Source organism: Desulfotomaculum sp. 1211_IL3151, assembly GCF_036763075.1.
Classification (GTDB): Bacteria; Bacillota; Desulfotomaculia; order Desulfotomaculales; family Desulfotomaculaceae; genus Desulfotomaculum.
Map to the genome: position 1 here is coordinate 1 of NZ_JBAIYV010000025.1, position 16,957 is coordinate 16,957.

Annotated in this window: 20 protein-coding genes; 2 read left to right on the plus strand and 18 right to left on the minus strand. The window is 44.7% G+C overall.

All coding sequences use genetic code 11. The features are described 5' to 3' along the window. Positions 1–446: 446 nt before the first annotated feature. Positions 447–572: a hypothetical protein gene (locus V6C11_RS04895; RefSeq protein WP_333529970.1), complete on the plus strand. Its 126-nt coding sequence runs from the start codon at positions 447–449 to the stop codon at positions 570–572. Between the two features lie 197 nt (positions 573–769). On the opposite strand, the gene V6C11_RS04900 is transcribed toward V6C11_RS04895, so the two are convergent. The 7 genes from V6C11_RS04900 to ispE form a co-directional block, all read right to left on the minus strand. Then, positions 770–1,720: a ribose-phosphate diphosphokinase gene (locus V6C11_RS04900; RefSeq protein ID WP_333529971.1), complete on the minus strand. Its 951-nt coding sequence runs from the start codon at positions 1,718–1,720 to the stop codon at positions 770–772. A gap of 26 nt (positions 1,721–1,746) precedes the next feature. Beyond that, the gene (gene glmU, locus V6C11_RS04905) at positions 1,747–3,117 is read right to left on the minus strand and encodes a bifunctional UDP-N-acetylglucosamine diphosphorylase/glucosamine-1-phosphate N-acetyltransferase GlmU (RefSeq protein WP_333529972.1); all 1,371 of its coding nucleotides are present in this window, start codon (positions 3,115–3,117) and stop codon (positions 1,747–1,749) included. A 176-nt stretch (positions 3,118–3,293) separates the two neighbouring features. Continuing rightward, on the minus strand, positions 3,294–3,548 hold the full coding sequence (gene spoVG, locus V6C11_RS04910) for a septation regulator SpoVG (RefSeq protein WP_333529973.1): 255 nt from the start codon (positions 3,546–3,548) through the stop codon (positions 3,294–3,296). Positions 3,549–3,664: 116 nt separating this feature from the next. Continuing rightward, positions 3,665–4,882, minus strand: coding sequence for a threonine ammonia-lyase (ilvA, locus tag V6C11_RS04915; protein ID WP_333529974.1), 1,218 nt, complete (start codon positions 4,880–4,882; stop codon positions 3,665–3,667). 20 nt (positions 4,883–4,902) lie between these two features. Beyond that, entirely contained in the window at positions 4,903–5,661 is a 759-nt protein-coding gene (locus V6C11_RS04920; protein ID WP_333529975.1) for a hypothetical protein, read from the minus strand. Continuing rightward, positions 5,654–6,346: a GntR family transcriptional regulator gene (locus V6C11_RS04925; protein WP_333529976.1), complete on the minus strand. Its 693-nt coding sequence runs from the start codon at positions 6,344–6,346 to the stop codon at positions 5,654–5,656. Before V6C11_RS04925 ends, V6C11_RS04920 begins: the two co-directional genes overlap by 8 nt. A gap of 117 nt (positions 6,347–6,463) precedes the next feature. Then, entirely contained in the window at positions 6,464–7,312 is an 849-nt protein-coding gene (gene ispE, locus V6C11_RS04930; RefSeq protein ID WP_333529977.1) for a 4-(cytidine 5'-diphospho)-2-C-methyl-D-erythritol kinase, read from the minus strand. Between the two features lie 220 nt (positions 7,313–7,532). Between ispE and V6C11_RS04935 the strand changes: the two genes are divergently transcribed. Beyond that, complete coding sequence (locus V6C11_RS04935; RefSeq protein ID WP_333529978.1) at positions 7,533–8,093, plus strand: L,D-transpeptidase family protein; 561 nt, start codon at positions 7,533–7,535, stop codon at positions 8,091–8,093. Positions 8,094–8,251: 158 nt separating this feature from the next. Here V6C11_RS04935 and V6C11_RS04940 read toward each other — a convergent pair whose 3' ends face one another. The 11 genes from V6C11_RS04940 to V6C11_RS04990 form a co-directional block, all read right to left on the minus strand. Then, complete coding sequence (locus V6C11_RS04940; RefSeq protein ID WP_333529979.1) at positions 8,252–8,698, minus strand: DMT family transporter; 447 nt, start codon at positions 8,696–8,698, stop codon at positions 8,252–8,254. A 154-nt stretch (positions 8,699–8,852) separates the two neighbouring features. Next, complete coding sequence (locus V6C11_RS04945; protein WP_333529980.1) at positions 8,853–9,104, minus strand: heavy-metal-associated domain-containing protein; 252 nt, start codon at positions 9,102–9,104, stop codon at positions 8,853–8,855. Between the two features lie 109 nt (positions 9,105–9,213). Further along, positions 9,214–10,320, minus strand: coding sequence for a S8 family peptidase (locus tag V6C11_RS04950; RefSeq protein ID WP_333529981.1), 1,107 nt, complete (start codon positions 10,318–10,320; stop codon positions 9,214–9,216). A gap of 29 nt (positions 10,321–10,349) precedes the next feature. Then, positions 10,350–10,898, minus strand: coding sequence for a hypothetical protein (locus V6C11_RS04955; protein ID WP_333529982.1), 549 nt, complete (start codon positions 10,896–10,898; stop codon positions 10,350–10,352). A 115-nt stretch (positions 10,899–11,013) separates the two neighbouring features. Continuing rightward, positions 11,014–11,214, minus strand: a complete 201-nt coding sequence (locus tag V6C11_RS04960; RefSeq protein ID WP_333529983.1) for a hypothetical protein — start codon at positions 11,212–11,214, stop codon at positions 11,014–11,016. Between the two features lie 185 nt (positions 11,215–11,399). Further along, on the minus strand, positions 11,400–11,699 hold the full coding sequence (locus V6C11_RS04965) for a YbaB/EbfC family nucleoid-associated protein (RefSeq protein WP_333529984.1): 300 nt from the start codon (positions 11,697–11,699) through the stop codon (positions 11,400–11,402). 13 nt (positions 11,700–11,712) lie between these two features. Then, positions 11,713–12,015, minus strand: a complete 303-nt coding sequence (locus tag V6C11_RS04970) for a YbaB/EbfC family nucleoid-associated protein (RefSeq protein ID WP_333529985.1) — start codon at positions 12,013–12,015, stop codon at positions 11,713–11,715. Positions 12,016–12,029: 14 nt separating this feature from the next. Continuing rightward, on the minus strand, positions 12,030–12,701 hold the full coding sequence (locus V6C11_RS04975) for a hypothetical protein (protein WP_333529986.1): 672 nt from the start codon (positions 12,699–12,701) through the stop codon (positions 12,030–12,032). Between the two features lie 174 nt (positions 12,702–12,875). Beyond that, positions 12,876–14,009, minus strand: a complete 1,134-nt coding sequence (locus tag V6C11_RS04980; protein ID WP_333529987.1) for a DUF3794 domain-containing protein — start codon at positions 14,007–14,009, stop codon at positions 12,876–12,878. A 35-nt stretch (positions 14,010–14,044) separates the two neighbouring features. Then, the gene (locus tag V6C11_RS04985; RefSeq protein WP_333529988.1) at positions 14,045–15,754 is read right to left on the minus strand and encodes a DUF3794 and LysM peptidoglycan-binding domain-containing protein; all 1,710 of its coding nucleotides are present in this window, start codon (positions 15,752–15,754) and stop codon (positions 14,045–14,047) included. A gap of 194 nt (positions 15,755–15,948) precedes the next feature. Beyond that, positions 15,949–16,953, minus strand: coding sequence for a CAP domain-containing protein (locus V6C11_RS04990; RefSeq protein ID WP_333529989.1), 1,005 nt, complete (start codon positions 16,951–16,953; stop codon positions 15,949–15,951). Between the last annotated feature and the right edge of the window lie 4 nt (positions 16,954–16,957).

Genomic DNA, 16,957 nt, shown 5'->3' on the forward strand with positions numbered 1-16,957 from the left:
TGTTCCTGCTGAAGGTTATGTCCCAACATATACAAGAACTGATTTTACGGATACCTTACATGATGTATTTGGGTTTAGAACGGATTATCAAATTGTTAGTTTGAAAGAAATGAAAAATATTTTCAGGAACACGAAAAAGAACAAAACAGTACGCAGTTTTTAAACATTAAAAAAACTCTGGAATGCCCTATTTGCAAGGCTTCCCGGAGTTTTTCTTTGGTTTAAGTGTCAAATATAGGAGTAAGTATTAGTTTAGCAATGCCCGTTTACATTGTCAACAGATTTTTTGCCACCGGCCCCAGCTTTTTGCGTTTTTGGGGCTGCCTTGGGCCGTAAGCCATAGGCCTTTGTGCATGTTTTGCTTATGGGTCTTAAGCCTATGGTTCGTTTTGTATAGCCGCTGGCTAAGCAGCAAAGGATATTGATAAAACGAGGAGGTGAATCGTATGTATGACATGGATGACTCACGCCCAGACATGTTGGAAACGGGTATCCGCGGCTGGGTATCACCTGATGAATCAGAGGAAGAAATAGGCCTTGATTTTTACCAAAACTGGTCTGCACACTGGTAAAATTTATAAAAATGCGACAGGGAGAAGCGACCCCCTGTCGCATTTTTATAAGCACACCTCTAACCTACACAAACTACGGCTGAAAATACCGTGTACCATAAGCAAGGGACCCCTAAGCACAGCATACACAAAAAGCCCCAGACCCATGGCTCATGGCACACAACAAATCATCCTCTCCACCCTAAGCGGATGACTTATTATGAAAACAACTTGCTGACTGAAAGATCCTCATGAATACGAATAATTGCTTCACCCATCAGCGGTGCCACAGATAATACCTTGATTTTATCAATCATTTTTTCCGGAGGTAATGGAATCGTATTGGTAATAACAACTTCTTTAATCACAGATTCTTTTAAACGCTGAATAGATGGGCCGGAAAGCACTGCATGGGTGCAGCAGACATAAATTTCTTTAGCACCCCGATCCATTAAAGCAGCCGCTCCCTTTGTAATGGTGCCGGCGGTATCAATGATATCATCAATCATAATGACGGTCTTGCCCTTAATATTACCAATCACATTGGTAACCTCGGCCACATTGGGTTCGGGGCGGCGTTTGTCGATAATCGCTAAGGGGGATCCAATACGCTCAGCTAGATCCCTGGCCCGGGTCACCCCACCAATATCCGGGGAAACCACAACCACATTTTCCCTGTCCTGGGTTTGCTGAAAATATTCTGCCAGGATAGGTACCGCAGGCAGGTGATCCACAGGAATGTCAAAGAATCCTTGAATTTGTCCCGCATGCAAATCCATGGTTATTACCCGACGGCAGCCACTGGCCGTTAAAATATTGGCCACCAGCTTAGCGGTAATGGGGTCCCTGGCCCGGGTTTTACGATCCTGCCGTGCATAACCATAGTAAGGAATTACAGCGGTGATGCGCCGGGCAGAGGCCCGGCGCAGGGCATCGACCATAATCAGTAATTCCATTAGATTTTCATTTACCGGTGTCGATGTGGGTTGAATGATAAAGGCATCGGAACCCCTGACACTCTCATCCACCTTTACGCGGATTTCTCCATCACTAAAGTGAGTCACTTCGGATGACCCCTTGGTAACGCCAAGATACTGACAAATCTCCTGGGCTAATTCTGGGTTAGCGGTTCCCGCAAAAATCTTTAATCGTTTACTATTGGAAGACATCATTTACCTCCGAGAATTCGTATAATTTAACTTTTTTTCCTTTGTTTCTTAGCCCAATCCGTGTGATTGGTTTGGCGTCCCCTGGCCACTCCCAGTGCTTCTGTTGGTACATCTTTGGTAATGGTAGAACCAGCAGCAATGACAGCATCCCGACCTACCGTAACGGGTGCCACTAAATTTGTATTACTGCCTATAAAAGCTCCATCCTCGATCACCGTTTGATACTTGTTTTTTCCGTCATAGTTGCAAGTGATGGTCCCTGCACCTACGTTTACACTTTCCCCGATGGTTGAATCACCTACGTAACTTAAATGGGGAATCTTACTGCCGCGTCCGATATGCGACTTCTTAATTTCTACAAAATCCCCCACTTTAACTTTGTCTGCTAGAACCGTACCCGGTCTTACGTAAGCATAGGGTCCTATAACCGCATCATTTCCAATTTGGCTATCCAAAAGTACCGAATATTGAATTTCATTATTGTTTCCGATCATACAATTTGTTATTTTACAGCCTGGTCCAATAACACAATGATTACCTATTTCTGTGTCCCCCCTTAAAAACGTAAAGGGAAGAATAACGGTGTCTGCCCCAACCTTTACACCAAGCTCCACGTAAGTATTCCCTGGGTCCATAATGGTAACCCCTTGAACCATTAAACCTTCCAGAATCCTTTGACGCATAACAGCTTCGGCCTGAGCCAATTGAATTCGGTCATTGATACCCTGAACCTCTTGGGCATCCTCTAAGGTTACTGCCTTGACTTTCAGTCCCTTTTTTATAAAAATTTGTACTATATCCGTAAGATAAAACTCCCCTTGGGCGTTAGCCGGGGATATTTCCTTTAATGCGCTAAACAAACCCGGTACCTTAAAACAATACACCCCGGTATTGATTTCCTTCACCGTTAACTCTTCCGGAGATGCATCTTTCTGTTCCACAATACGGGATACGTCCCCCGTTTCGGTGCGTAGGACCCTGCCATAGCCAGTGGGATTGGCCATTTCGGTTGTCAACAAGGTCGCTGCGGCCCCAGATTCACTGTGCTCCTGGGCCAGTTTAGCTAAGGTTTCCCCCCTTAATAGCGGTGTATCCCCACAAACCACCAGTAAATTACCAGGGTACTCCCTTAATTCTTGTTCAGCCTGCAGTAAAGCATGGGCTGTTCCTAATTGTTCATTTTGTATGACTACCTTGGCCTCATTACCAACAAAATCAGCAACCTGGTCAGAGCCAAACCCGACCACTACCACCGTTTTGGTTACTCCGGCTTCCGCTACGGAACTTAACACGTGGCCCAGCATAGGCCTGCCGCATAATGGATGTATTACTTTAGGCAGATTTGATTTCATTCTCGTTCCTTTGCCAGCTGCCAAGATTACCGCTGCAGGTTCCATCCCGCAACCCCCTTTTTCTTTCTTCTATAGGATATCCTATTCAGGCATGTTTTTTTCTGCCAACCGTATTCTTTCAACAAAAAAATACATTTTCCTCTCCATCAATCTAATTACACAATAAAAAGAAGATTATGAAAATAAAAAGGGGGCCTTTGCCCCCTTGAATAATCATTAAACTATATCGCCTCTTGGTACGCTTGCAACACGGCGTTTTGAATAATTTCTCTGGCAGATGAATTGATCGGATGAGCAATATCTCTAAATTCACCATCCGGGGTTTTTCTACTTGGCATAGCTACAAACAATCCGTTTTGTCCTTCAACCACTTTTACATCATGGATAACAAAAGCGTCGTCCAGTGTAACTGAAACAATGGCCTTCATTTTGCCCTCCATGAGTACTTTGCGTACTCGCACGTCAGTCACATGCAAAATTCTTCACCACCTTCCGCTGCATCAACTGCTGTTGGGCTACTAAATTCTGCAGCGAAAGTCAAAATCCTTCTTTATTCATAACTTTATTCAATAATTTAGGTCATTTTTTTGTGTTATCTTAAAATATCTAGCTCATACCCCATTTTACCCAAGGATTCGACAATTTGCGATATATGACTGGCATTCCTCGTCTCCAGAGAAATCTCCACCTCAGCTTGTTTTAACGGTACATTGGGCTTTATTCGATCATGAACGATAGAGATTACGTTCGCTCCGAAGTTTGCCAGGGCAGATAGGAGTTTTTGTAAAGAACCAGGCTTATCGGTTAAGATGGTCTTAAATCTTAGGTAGCGCCCGGCCTTTACCAGACCTCTTTCAATGATGATGGAAATAACATTTACATCGATATTGCCACCACTAATGATTACAGCAACCTTTTTACCGCTAAGATCACACTTTTTATGGAGCAATGCAGCAATTCCCACTGCCCCCGCGCCCTCCACCATTAATTTTGAACTTTCTAAAAGCATCAAAATGGCCCAGGCAATTTCCTCATCATCCACTGTAACAATCTGATCCACATATTTGCGCGCCATGTTAAAGGTAAGGTCACCGGGACGACGCACGGCAATACCATCAGCAATGGTATTAGCGGATTTTAACTCATGGACTGCACCGCTTTTAAAGGCCTCCAGCATACAAGGAGCACCAGCGGCCTCGACCCCGATGACCTGTACCTCGGGCCGCTTTTCTTTAATTGCACAGGCTACCCCTGCGATCAAGCCGCCTCCACCAATGGGTACCACAACGGCATCTAAGTCTGGCAATTCCTCTAATATCTCCAGTCCGATGGTTCCCTGACCGGCAATAACCAGCGGGTCATCAAAGGCATGTACAAAAACTGCGCCATTTTCGTGTTGAATTTCCTGGGCTTTGCGGAAGGCATCATCATAACCCTGCCCCGAAAGAACCACATCGGCCCCAAGGGCCTTGGTACTCTCTATCTTGGTTATGGGTGCTCCCTCGGGCATCACAATGGTAGCTGAAATACCTACCTGACTGGAAGCAAAGGCTACCCCCTGGGCATGATTACCGGCAGAGGCTGCCACCACTCCTTGGGCTGCTTCCTGAGCCAAGACAGAAATTTTATTATAGGCACCCCTTAATTTAAAGGAACCGGTTTTTTGTAAGTTTTCCAGTTTAATAAAGACATGGGCTCCGGTTTTCTTACTAAGGATTTCAGAAGGTTCCAACGGTGTATAGCGACTAACCCCCTGAAGCCTTTCCTTTGCTTCCAAAATATTTTGCAAAGTAACAAAATCATTATCCATATCAATTGCTCCTTATTTTGCTATAAGCTTTGCCTTAAATCATACCCCATTGCCTGACAGATTATTTCCAAATCAGCGGGTTTATCAATATCCATGCCAACCTCCGGATAGGGACAAATAATTGCCCTGCCCTTGATGTTAAGCATCTGCGAAACCTTTTCCTGGGCTTCCTGCAAGGTAAGAAGCCGTAACAATAGCTTTATCAGAAGTGGTAACCCTACCCGTCGGGCCAGGGCAATGACCCTCTTGCGCAAGTCCACTAACTCCTGCCCTATGACAAGGCATTGTTCAACAACCTGAGGATTAACCAGGAAAAGGTTCCCTCCTGTAAAAACTCCTTCTCGAAAAGTAACGTAGGTCCTTTGGGCCCGGGGAAAAGTTTTTTCCACCACTTCCCTCGGAATTAGAGGAAAATAGACATCATCCTTTAGCTCCTTACAAAGTGCTAGGAACCCAGATACAGAACCAGCTGTTAAAAGGGGGATGTCGGACGAAGCCACTAAATAGTGGCTATCCATTAGGGCATTGCCCTTTTTTATATTTTCCATCATCGTCAGACCCGACTCCAGCCAAATTACATCGGCTGGCAATTCCCTTTTAATTCCGGGGGGCCCAACTACAACAATCCTACCCACCTCACGATTACTCCTTAGGGCACGGATAACGTACAGCACCATAGGAATTGAGCCAATTTTAATGAGGGCCTCATAGGGCTCTGGGCTGAGATTTTTTAATTGTCCATTATTCACACTGCCGGCCAAAACCAGCGCATCAATCATTTTTCCTTTGTGCCCCCTTAAGGGAATTAAGCATAATGTTTTCAGCACTGTAAATATGTTCCCTGGCCAAATTCTGTGCCAGTTCTACATTGCGGTCAGCAATGGCATCAACAATTTGGCGATGCTCCTCGATGGCATCTTTACTTCTGCCAGGCTGGGACAAAGACACCGTCCGTACCCTCTGAATGATTTCTCTCAAGTGAGTAATAATCGTTAGTAACCTTTCATTTCGGCCGGCCCTATACAATAATTCATGAAAATCAGTATCTGTTTCTACAATCTTGTTAATATCCTGTTTGTTCGTCTGCTCAGAGTAAGCCAATAAAGATCTTTCTAATTGCTCAATTTCTTCCTCACTGGCCCGCTCCGCAGCTAACCCTGCGGCCAGTGCTTCCAGCGATGCTCTCACCTCGAAGACATCGGTAATATCTTTGAGGGAAATCCCCGCCACATAAGCACCTTTACGGGGTATCATAACCACAAAGCCTTCCAATTCCAACTTGCGAATCGCTTCCCGCACAGGGGTCCGACTGACTCCCATCTCCTCAGCCAATTGAATCTCCATTAACCTTTCACCCGGCTCTAATTTGCCCGAGAGGATCGCTTCACGCAAGGTTTCAAATACAATTTCCCTTAATGGTTTATATGCATCAAGCTTTATCGGAGCTAATCTATTTTCACTCATTTCCCCTTCCCCCTTCTACAACCATACCCTAATCTAATATCGTGGTCATTCGTTTGAGCATAACCACTGTGTAGGCCTCGTTCGGATGGCTTTTAGCTATTAGCGATTGGCCTTTTTTCATCCCATACATGTAGCAATAACCGTACAGTCCGGCAAATGTACTTGGCCTGCAATCTCCTTCGCCTTGGCCAGGTTTTCTGTTAGACCAAAAACCGTAGGCCCGCTGCCAGACATTAATACCCCCTGGGAACCAGCTTCCCGCAGATAATTCTTAATCGTAATTAGTTCCGGGTGTAATTTTAACGTCATACTTTCTAAAACATTTGCTAACTCCCCAGCAACCTTTTCCAGGTTTCGCTCCTTGAGAGCCTCTAGCATCCTTGCCATATCCGGTCTTTTGCTCAGTTCATTCAAGCAAAGTCCTTGATATACTTCTGCTGTACTAACACCAAAGGCTGGCTTAACCAATACTACGCCAAAGGGCGGTGCCAAATCCAAGGGGGTAAGTTTTTCACCAATTCCCCGGGCAATAACCGTACCACCCATCAGGCAAAAGGGAACATCGGCACCCAACTGAGCAGCTAACTTCATTAGCTGCTCTTGACTTAGGCCCAAATCCCAAAGTGCATTAAGCCCCCTCAAGGCAGCCGCTGCATTGGTAGACCCACCAGCCAAACCAGCAGCCACTGGTATATTCTTATGCAGACGTATAATTGCCCCAGCCTCTGGGGGAGCCATTTGCTTTAGTAGATTTGCTGCCTTAAGCACCAGGTTATCTTCCTTGGTGGTTACGGAGATTCCCGACACAAAGAGGCTAATCTCTGAAGTTTGTTGCTCAATTTCTAAAACATCATGCAAAGCAATGCTTTGCATGATCATTTCAACCTCGTGATAACCATCGGGACGCCGGGCTAAAACATCCAATGTTAAATTTATTTTTCCATGTGCCTGTAGCCTTATGGCCATGTTATCTCCCCCCAAAGCAATTATACACTGCCATTCCCCAAATGAGGCGGAAATATTTTCTTCTGGCTTTGCTTTTTGGTCAGTAGACAGCCATTTTTTTATAGTATGATTTCTATTATTTGCTTTGATTAGATAAAAAATACTGAGGATATAACAGACCCTAAAACCAAAGGCCTCATATTATAGATTGATTAGAACATGAAAGGAGGTTATTAAGAAGATGTTTTATCGAGCCGGTATTGAATTGCAAATTGACCCTAAATCGCGGCGATTAAATGTCTACATTGGTGAAAAGTTATCAAACACCTACCCCGTTGGTGTGGGCAAGGCCGCCACCCCTACTCCAGCCGGAGATTATCAAGTCGTTAACAAAGTCACCAATCCTGGCGGTATATTGGGCACTCGCTGGATGGGTTTAAATATCCCCGGCGGCAATTACGGAATTCATGGTACCAGTATACCCTCTTCCATCGGTGGTTTTGTTTCTTTAGGCTGCATCCGAATGTATAATAAAAATGTAGAAGAGCTTTTTCCCTTGGTTCCCATCGGTACACCGGTTCGGATTGACGTTGTTCCAGGCTACAACCAAAAAACCCAGGCAACTACCTCATCTCCCGCCAGTGGCCCACCCCTGGATCATGCTGTCTATACCGTTCAACCAGGTGATACGCTATGGAAAATTGCTCAGCAATACCATACAACCTTAGCAGAACTAATGTCCATTAACACTATTCCTAACCCCAATATGCTGGAGATAGGACAAATAATCTTTATTCCATAAAATAGATGCTTTTGCGTTTGGGTTTTCAAGGAAGGACGAACGTAAAGGATTACGGGCATCATAAACAAAGAAGTGTCGCAAAACCACTTTCGTGGGCTAGCGACACTTCTTTGTTTTAAATTTTACATTAGGAAAGATTTTATTGACAATTGATCCGATTATTTTTTTAACAGCAAAAAGGCTCCTCCCGCCATTAAAAGGGTCCCCGCCAGGTGATACCAATTAAAGGGGATCCGCTCAAAACCAAAGATTCCTAGATGATCGATGGCTGCGGCAGTAAGAACCTGGCCAACAATAATCGCTGTGGTGGCAGAAGCAACCCCCACTACGGGCATGCTCCGGGCGACCATGTATATAATTAAGACACTCAATACTCCCCCCAGGTAGGTGTACCAGGGCGCACTTGCCCATTTACCTAAATCACAGTCCCCCAGGCGACAGACAAAAACCAAGATTCCTACAACTACCGTGCCAACGGCATGAACAATAAAGGTCGTTTCCCATAACCCCACAACCTTCCCTAAGGCCGAGTTCATCGTCCCTTGCAGGGCCATGGTAAGCCCTGATGTTGCAGCAATAATCAGTGCTATCAATTTTGCGTCCATTTGCACCTCCGGGTCGGATATTAATTAGAAAAGCTTGGCACGAGCCTTCGCTTCTCTTATACTATCATCCTTAAAATCGGATACTTTCGGATAGTATAACTGAAGCAGGCAAGTCGCCTGCTTCAGTTATTAATATACCCCCAGGGGGTTAAAATTACACTAAAATATCATGCCCTAAGGACCTTAGGGTTCCTCGCAAATAATCTGTATGAATTACCCCAGGATCAAAATCGACGGTTACGGAACCCTCCTCCAGGTTTACCTTAACTTGATCCACGCCATCAATCTGAGATAGATAGGTCTCAATCTCCTGTTTATCATGCTGGCCACCTTGTAAGCCTCCGATTTTAAAGGTTTTACTAGTATTCTGGTGATCACGAATATTTGGCCCGGTCAATGCTGTCACCTCCTGACTTATTCCTATTTTTTGCTGAAAATCGGGCCATTATTCAAAAAGTCAACCCCCGCCAGCATTTACACCGGACCGGGGGCGACAATTTAACCTTTTGCACTTTTTATGCCCCCGGGTAATAATTTATTGAAACATCAACCCTTACAACACCAGCACCGGTAGTTTTACTGCCCTTTCCTTTAAGCCCCTTGGCCCCAGCCAATAATCGTTGGGCAATCATTTGGATATTATCCTTAGGGTATTTCGCCTTTAGCAGAGCCATAGACCCGGTCACATGAGCTGCGGCCATGGAACTACCGCTTAGTCTTACATAGGTGCCCCAACGATACGTTGATAAAATGTTGCTGCCCGGGGCAAGCAAATCTACTTCCGGTCCACTGCTGCTAAAATCAGCTAATTTACCCTTCGTGTCCATGGCAGCAACACTAATGGTGTCCTTAAATGCCGCCGGATAATCAACCGTACCAGGACCCCCATCATTACCAGCCGCCGCCACAATTAAAAGACCCCGTCTACGGGCTTCCCGCGCCGCTTCCTCCAATGCCCGGCTGTACTTATCCGTACCAAAACTCATATTGGCAATATGAATATGATTCTTGATACACCAGTCAATGGCATTAATAGCATTCAGTATGGTACCGTCACCCAACTGATCCAGCACTTTCACTGCATATATTTCTGCCTCTGGTGCTACGCCGAGAATACCTTTCCCTATGTTTGATGCTGCTATGGTACCAGCCACATGCGTACCATGGCCATTATCATCATCGAAGGATGAACCGGGAGAAATAAGATTGATGCCCCCTCGGAGATTTTTTCTGAGGTTCGGATGGTTCGTATCAATCCCACTATCGATGACGGCAACCTTAACCCCTTGCCCTCTGGTCTCCTGCCAGCATACATCGGACCCAATATAATGAACGCCCCAGGGAATCACTTGCTCTGAAAATCCTTTAAAATTTATAGGTGCCCATGGTACTAAACTAATTTTAAAATTTTCTTCTACCGCCACCACTCCACCGGTGGAGAGAATTTCTTGATCCGTAACTTCTGATGGTAATGTACAAATCAGACCATTCACAGTCGGCAGAGTACGAACATTCTGTGCTCCCATCCAATTTATTAAACCCATATGGGGCTGGGTTAATTTCCCCCGGTGGAGGCGGTCTCTGAATAAGATGATTCTTACTCGGCTTGTTTTACCACCCATAACCTCATCCCCTCTTAACACCACACCCCTTACTCTTCTTTCTTCTCTTCTGGTTTGTTTTGTTTGTTGAGTCTGTTGTCTGCATTGCTCTCCGCCTGTTCAGTGCCTAGCAAGCCTTGCAGCAGACCCCCCAATGGTGCTAAAACACTGACCAAATCCACCTGATCCTTGGTAGATCTAGTAGCATTTTGACGTTCTGGTGTTTTTACGGTTGTTACGATGGAATCCAACATCACCCCAAGGCTGCCAGCAACAATATCCATTACTTTGCCTGTAACTTTAACACCTTTAATAATCTTTTTTACGGTATCCTCCACCGGCACTTCTCTTTTAGTAACCACTGGTTGGTCTGATAAACGTTCCAAAACCTGGCTCAATTTATCCAACTGATCATTTAGCTGTTGTTCAGCCTGTCGTTGCAATTCAACCCTAGAGAGAATACCGACCAGTTTATCCATGTTTCCCAGCACACCGGAAACCTGGTCCAGTTCACTGCTCCTCTGGAAATGAATATTTTCCATTCTAGAAACCAGTTCCTCTAGGTTATTAGTGAGCCGGTTGCTGGATCTTTCTCCCACTGTGATCAACTCCTTTATATACTCCCTTACGGTACCTTTATGCTGGGTGGAAAAGGGCTACACGAGGATGTAGCCCCTTCCCTCATAAAGGATACAAAACTTTTGATTTGGTAGTTTAGCACCAGCAAAAGCAGCAACAGAAGATAGCCAGAGCCAGAAACAGGTAGAGACCAAGCAAGTGGTAGGGCAAAATGCCGCAAAATACGAGTGCGATGCCAATAATGAACAGAGCCAGGAGCAGGCAGCAGCAAAGACCTAGATTTCCACCATAACCTCCACTTACCTTTTCCTTAATGCCTTCTAATACGTTGGACATCCAATATTCCTCCTTATGTTAAAATCTTTGAACGATATCCCGGGACCGTCCTTACATTAAATTATGAGAAAGGGAGACTTTGTGTTACAGAGTTTAGATACAAATTTTGCATTGCAAAGTAAAAAAGGGTAGCCCTAAGGCACCCTTTTTTGATAATATAATATCTTATTGCTTTTTTTGTCTGCTTAAAATAGTCCAGGTAAACTAGACAGATTTAATCCTGTGGCTTTGGTAACCTCTTCCTTGGCCTTTTCTTTACTTTCGTTTTGTGCTTGGTTATAGGCCTCCGTTAGCATTTGTCCGAGAACCTCCGGTTCTACAGATGAAATGCGATCTGGGTCAAACCGTACAGCAAGAATACTTTGTTGGCCATTAATTATTACCTTTACTAAACCATCCCCAGCCGTTCCTTCCACTGTCATATCTTTAAGCAGTTGTTGTAAATTTTGCAGTTGGCCAAAAACCTTGGTCATATTACCAAACACATACTCACCTCCGCTACCCTTTAAACATATTGATAAAGTTTCCTATATTAAGACCGGTCATTTTAGCCACTTCTTCCTGAACCTTATTTCTGCTGTCCTGTTGAGCTAATTTAATTCCTTCTACTACCAGGTCCTCTAACTTAGTGACATTTTCTTTCATGATTTCAGGCGAAATTTTAACACTAATTAACTGTTGACTGCCATTCATGACAACAGTAACATCGCCTTCCCCTACCATTGCTTCAACTTGTATTTGCTTTAAACCGTCCTGCATATTCTGGACTTGGGAAAGCATACCACCTAAGTTTCCAAACAACTAAAACCACCTCCCTAGAATGAAGACGATGGGGAACCAAAGCGGGAATCCCACTTTAACATGCCCCTTGGGTTCGGGCCAGTCTCTTTCCTCTGACCCTCCTTTGTTTGATTTGGTTTGTCCTCAGCCTTTTCTGGTTTGACTTTGACTCCCTGCTCCGGTTTTTTTTCCAAGGGTTTTTTGGGTCCTAACATATTGGCCAACATTCCCATTAGGGCGGCTGGGTTATTGCCACCCCCGCCAAAGCCACCTAACATGCCCGCCAGGGTTGCCAACATAGCCGGGTCTAGCCCCGGTCTACCGTTAGCCTCGCCACCCTCATCTGTTCTGCCAGGGCCCCCTAACATACCCGCTAGGGCCGCAATCATACCTGGATCAATTCCCCCCGGGGGTGCAGCTTCCCCCTGAGAATTTGCCGGCATACCGCCCAAGGCGCCGGCAATTTGATTTGCCAACTCCCCGGTACCCTTCACCCTTTGTCCTTCGGGCAAAATCTTATTCATGCAGTTAACAATACCCAGTAGGTTCATCAAGGCCAACATAATCATGGTACTGTTCTCATTTGCCCCTTGCTGGGCTTGAAAATTAAGCAGTTTAAACATCGAATCTTCTAACCCATGGCAAAGTGTTTCTGTGGCCGTCTTAAATGCAGGGCTACTTGCCACATCACTCATTTCATTATTCAAACTTCCCCCCCCTTTGTAAAAAATCAATGGCATTCCTATCCATGCCGAGCCAAACAAAAACTACCATTATAATATATGAGCCAAAAATAAAGAAGTGACTTCCTAAGCAACAATCACACCCTGGTATAAACAGGTAAGCCGCCCAAGGGTTGGGCGGCTTCTGCAATGTAGTATCTAAGCACCACGAATGGTTAAAGTAGCATCGTCGATTCTGACAAAGGATCCGGTGTCTCCTGGTTCCCTGGTAAATACGATGGATACGTTACCGGACACAGCACCTTCCGGCGCAGCATTGGAGGTAACACATTTCCTGGTCCAGGTTCCATTAATTTCAGTCTCCTGGAAGGTAGTAACCTGGGAAGAATTGATTTCTTGACCTGCTTCATTGTAGAAGGCAATTTTAGCATCGACCCTATAGTTTTCGATGATGCCATTGGGTACAACATCTTGGATGTAGAAGCAGAATTCATACCGTAAGCCGGGACGAATCACTTCATTGGGAATACTCTGTACTAAGGAAGCTGTTTCAGCCGTTGGATTGATACAGTCAGATGTGGCAGGACCTCCTAAACCAACAGAGAATGAACCGTTACCATTTCTGCCTGGTTCACCTGGTGCTACGTTGGAAGTTTGCCATACATCTAGGATACAACCAGAGAAAGCTTCAAAGCCGGTGTTTGCCAGTACTTGCTGACCTACTAAATCCTGATCAGGCAGACAGGTTTGGATGAAGATTTGTTGATCTTCGGTAATTTTCAGAATAAAGCTAACCGTAGCTGTTTGATTAACCCTGGTCGGACGTGGCATATTAAAGGCAACGTCAACATTTACATCCTTAAAATCAATGTCAATATTGCTGGGATTCATAATCGGCAGCGGTGGGTTAAGTTTTACCGTCTTGGTAAATGGTACATCCTCACCAACATGACGAACATCGTCCTCCCGATTGACATAGTAAACTTGCTTGTGAATCGTACCGTGAACCGTGATACTCCTTAATTCCCTCGGGCCGCACTCCTTTTCAAAGGCATGCACCGTGGCCTTGGGGCTGTGGCAGAAATTATTCATATAGCCAGGAAATTTGCTGGGGGGAATTACGTTTTGACGGAAGTTCTCCATGTCACGGGGCTGAATGATCCCACCGTAAACTGGATCTGCCTCTAAATCCCTTACCACCACATCAATATGGTCAATCTTTTTAGCCAATTCATCAAGGCAAAGAGTATTATCTACTGTTATAGAATCTGTGACATCCGCTATAACAATTGGCAGTTTAACTAAGACGCAACCGGTAAAACCGTTAGGCATTTTACTACCTCCTTATATTTAATAAAATTTTATATTTAACCCTTGGCTTCGCAAGGAATCCTAATAACCTCGCCCACAGTAAGGACATTGGGATTTGTCAGTTGTGGGTTCGCTGCTTGAATGGCCTGCACAGTAGTTCCATAACGCTGGGCCAATTTAGCTAAGGTATCTCCTCTGGCAATTGTATAGTTAAAGACTGTGCCGGGAACACAGGGTGTGGTTGGCGGTTCGGTCGTGGGTGCCACAGTCGGCCTGGGAGTAAAACCTATCACCACATCTTGTTCCACTGTTTCTGTAATTTTGACACACACTTTTAGTACTGCTTCAACAAGGATTTCACAGTCTTCATCCAGTTTTGCATTGGCCCATTCAACTTCGACATTTACGTCTGCTCTGTTACCAGGACGTGCCCCAGGTACATCAATAAAGGTCTTAAAGGTGACTTTTCGATGCAGCATATGCAAGGATTTATCCGCTTTCATTGCTGTATAAAGAACTTCAAACTCTACGGTGCCCTTAATTAATACCTTATCATGAATAATATCGATGTCCTTAATGGTGACATCCCCGACGGAAATTTCCCTTACTTTGTCAATATCAGGCTTACCATAGGGAGGTTCCTTGGAGTCCCGAACGATAACCTGCTTGCATTCCTCCGCAACCAAGCTTTCCATATCCAGTCTGGCGGTTTCTACATCTGCACCTTCAATCGCAGTAATTACATCTACTTCTCTGTCTTCCACCACACGTGCTCTTACTTTTATTACAATCATGGGAGAGAACTTACAGCCGTTTATATCGGCAAGGTCCATCTTACAAGATTCCACCATGGCATCCATGTAGACTTCCATACCCTGTTCAGCACCTTCAACCTCAATAAAGTTACTGAATTTAAAGGTCCTTTCAAAGGAGTGAACATGGTCCTTATAATACTTTTTATCTTGTTCAAAACCATGCCCGTGCTTATGTCCATGTTCATGTTTGCCGTGATCATGTTTGCCGTGATCTTTCTTTCTATCTGCTCGATATAGACATTCCATATCCACTTCGCCATCAAAGAGGATCTTGTTCCTAATAATTCTGGTATTGGTTATCTCCACATCACACATGCAGCGGATAACATCACTAATAATGAGATCCCTTTCATCGGGCAGTTCAAACTCATCATCAATTAGGATCTGCTTGGTATTGCTTCCCACCACTTGCTGCAGGTTCATTCTTTCTGTTTCACAGTTATAACCCTGGGGACATTCTGTTAAGGCGTTGACCTCCCGATCTTCAGTTACCCTAACGGTTATTTGAAGTACAGCAGCAACATCGTAGTCGCAATCCCGGGCCAGTTTTATGTTAATATCCTCGACCTCAAAGTCGATTTCAACATCCATGCCTGGCCGGGCACCCTCTACTTCAACAAAATCTGTAAAATCAAATTCTTCGGTAAAGCTATGCACAGACTGATCTTTTTTGAAAGCCGAATACATCACTTGCACCCGCAAGGTTCCCTCTACAATCACCTTATTAGGGATTACTTCAACTTTCCTTAACTTAACGATTGTGTCAATGGAAAGAATCTCTTCCATATCGGGTGTACCTGAGGGTAGCGTAAAGCTGTCTCGAATTATGGTTTGTTCTGTGTTTTCGCCAACAAGCTGTTTTACCCTAATTTGTTCTGTCCCGACGATCTGATTAGCCGGTTGGTTATTTATCTGCCGGAATTTTGGCTTGGGACTTTTCCTCATAACCATCAATCTTAGCCTCCTTTCAAGATATCTCCTTAATATATATATTGGATTGGCTGTAGAAATGTGCTGAAATTGTGGTCAATCCTTAAGAAAAAGCAAAAAAACGGGAGGAAATTTTTTCTCCCGTTTACATTTTATGGAATTGTCTGTTGTACAAGTTATTTAAGTTGTCCAATTAATTGGCTATTTTATGACCCTTAGCGCCGAGCAAATTGCTGAACCCAGATGTAGCCAGAGCCAGTATAACTTTGATATACGCCTACACCAATTTCATTGTAATTGGCATTTAAGATGTTCGCCCGGTGACCGGGGCTGTTCATCCAATCCTTCACGACCTGCTCAGGAGTTTTTTGACCCATGGCAATATTTTCCCCTGCTGCTTTGTAGCTGATACCAAATTTACGCATCATATCAAAGGGGGAGCCATAATTGGGAGATGTGTGAGAGAAATATCTGCTCTGATACATATCCTGCGCCTTTACCTGTGCAGCTTTGGTTAAATCCTCTTTGGCAACCACAGGCTTTAGACCATTTTTTGCTCTTTCAGCATTAACCAAATCCACTACCTTCGTTTGAGCTTCATTCATAAAGGTAGTAGGCTCCTGGGGCACAGGTGTTGGCTCTGGTTGGGGAGCCGGCTTTGGTTCAGGTTGTGGTGCCGGTTGCGGCTCTGGTTTTGGCTCTGGTTTTGGCTCCGGTTTTGGTGCCGGTGCTGGCTGTTCCGGTTGCTGAATAGGCTCTGTAATGGGTTTATATGCTAATAGTTGAATACAAAGCTTACCAGAGCTGGTATCCGCAAAGGCCAAACCAATTCGATTGTATTTACTATTTAGGATCGAACTGCTGCCATAGTATTGAAGTTGCTTTTGGACCATCGATGCCACATCATTGCCGCGTACAGTGGTTTGTCCAAGGGTGCTATAACCACCGTTTTTGGCAATCGTTAACAGCATTGCGGAACTGGGAATTTGACCGGTTCTTTGATAATATGCCAAATTCTTGGCAGCTTGCCCGGACAGCTCTTGATCCGCCATCAGCGTTGCCAGACCACCTTTGGCGCGGGCTTCATTAACCAGTCTAACCATCTCTTGGCTATCATCGGTAGCCGCCATAGCTGACTGCGCCGTCATAACGGACATCATCATGGTTAATAGGAACAAGGTAGCCAGGAACATAGGAACTTTCTTCAAACGATACTGCATTTCT

Excerpts from the sequence above, each read along its gene's own strand:
- V6C11_RS04950 (WP_333529981.1), bottom strand. The coding sequence starts at position 10,320 with ATGGGTGGTAAAACAAGCCGAGTAAGAATCATCTTATTCAGAGACCGC.
- glmU (WP_333529972.1), bottom strand. The coding sequence starts at position 3,117 with ATGGAACCTGCAGCGGTAATCTTGGCAGCTGGCAAAGGAACGAGAATG.
- V6C11_RS04900 (WP_333529971.1), bottom strand. The coding sequence starts at position 1,720 with ATGTCTTCCAATAGTAAACGATTAAAGATTTTTGCGGGAACCGCTAAC.
- V6C11_RS04985 (WP_333529988.1), bottom strand. The coding sequence starts at position 15,754 with ATGGTTATGAGGAAAAGTCCCAAGCCAAAATTCCGGCAGATAAATAAC.
- ilvA (WP_333529974.1), bottom strand. The coding sequence starts at position 4,882 with ATGGATAATGATTTTGTTACTTTGCAAAATATTTTGGAAGCAAAGGAA.
- V6C11_RS04940 (WP_333529979.1), bottom strand. The coding sequence starts at position 8,698 with ATGGACGCAAAATTGATAGCACTGATTATTGCTGCAACATCAGGGCTT.
- V6C11_RS04960 (WP_333529983.1), bottom strand. The coding sequence starts at position 11,214 with ATGTCCAACGTATTAGAAGGCATTAAGGAAAAGGTAAGTGGAGGTTAT.
- V6C11_RS04980 (WP_333529987.1), bottom strand. The coding sequence starts at position 14,009 with ATGCCTAACGGTTTTACCGGTTGCGTCTTAGTTAAACTGCCAATTGTT.
- V6C11_RS04935 (WP_333529978.1), top strand. The coding sequence starts at position 7,533 with ATGTTTTATCGAGCCGGTATTGAATTGCAAATTGACCCTAAATCGCGG.
- V6C11_RS04990 (WP_333529989.1), bottom strand. The coding sequence starts at position 16,953 with ATGCAGTATCGTTTGAAGAAAGTTCCTATGTTCCTGGCTACCTTGTTC.
- V6C11_RS04895 (WP_333529970.1), top strand. The coding sequence starts at position 447 with ATGTATGACATGGATGACTCACGCCCAGACATGTTGGAAACGGGTATC.
- ispE (WP_333529977.1), bottom strand. The coding sequence starts at position 7,312 with ATGGCCATAAGGCTACAGGCACATGGAAAAATAAATTTAACATTGGAT.
- V6C11_RS04920 (WP_333529975.1), bottom strand. The coding sequence starts at position 5,661 with ATGATTGATGCGCTGGTTTTGGCCGGCAGTGTGAATAATGGACAATTA.
- V6C11_RS04925 (WP_333529976.1), bottom strand. The coding sequence starts at position 6,346 with ATGAGTGAAAATAGATTAGCTCCGATAAAGCTTGATGCATATAAACCA.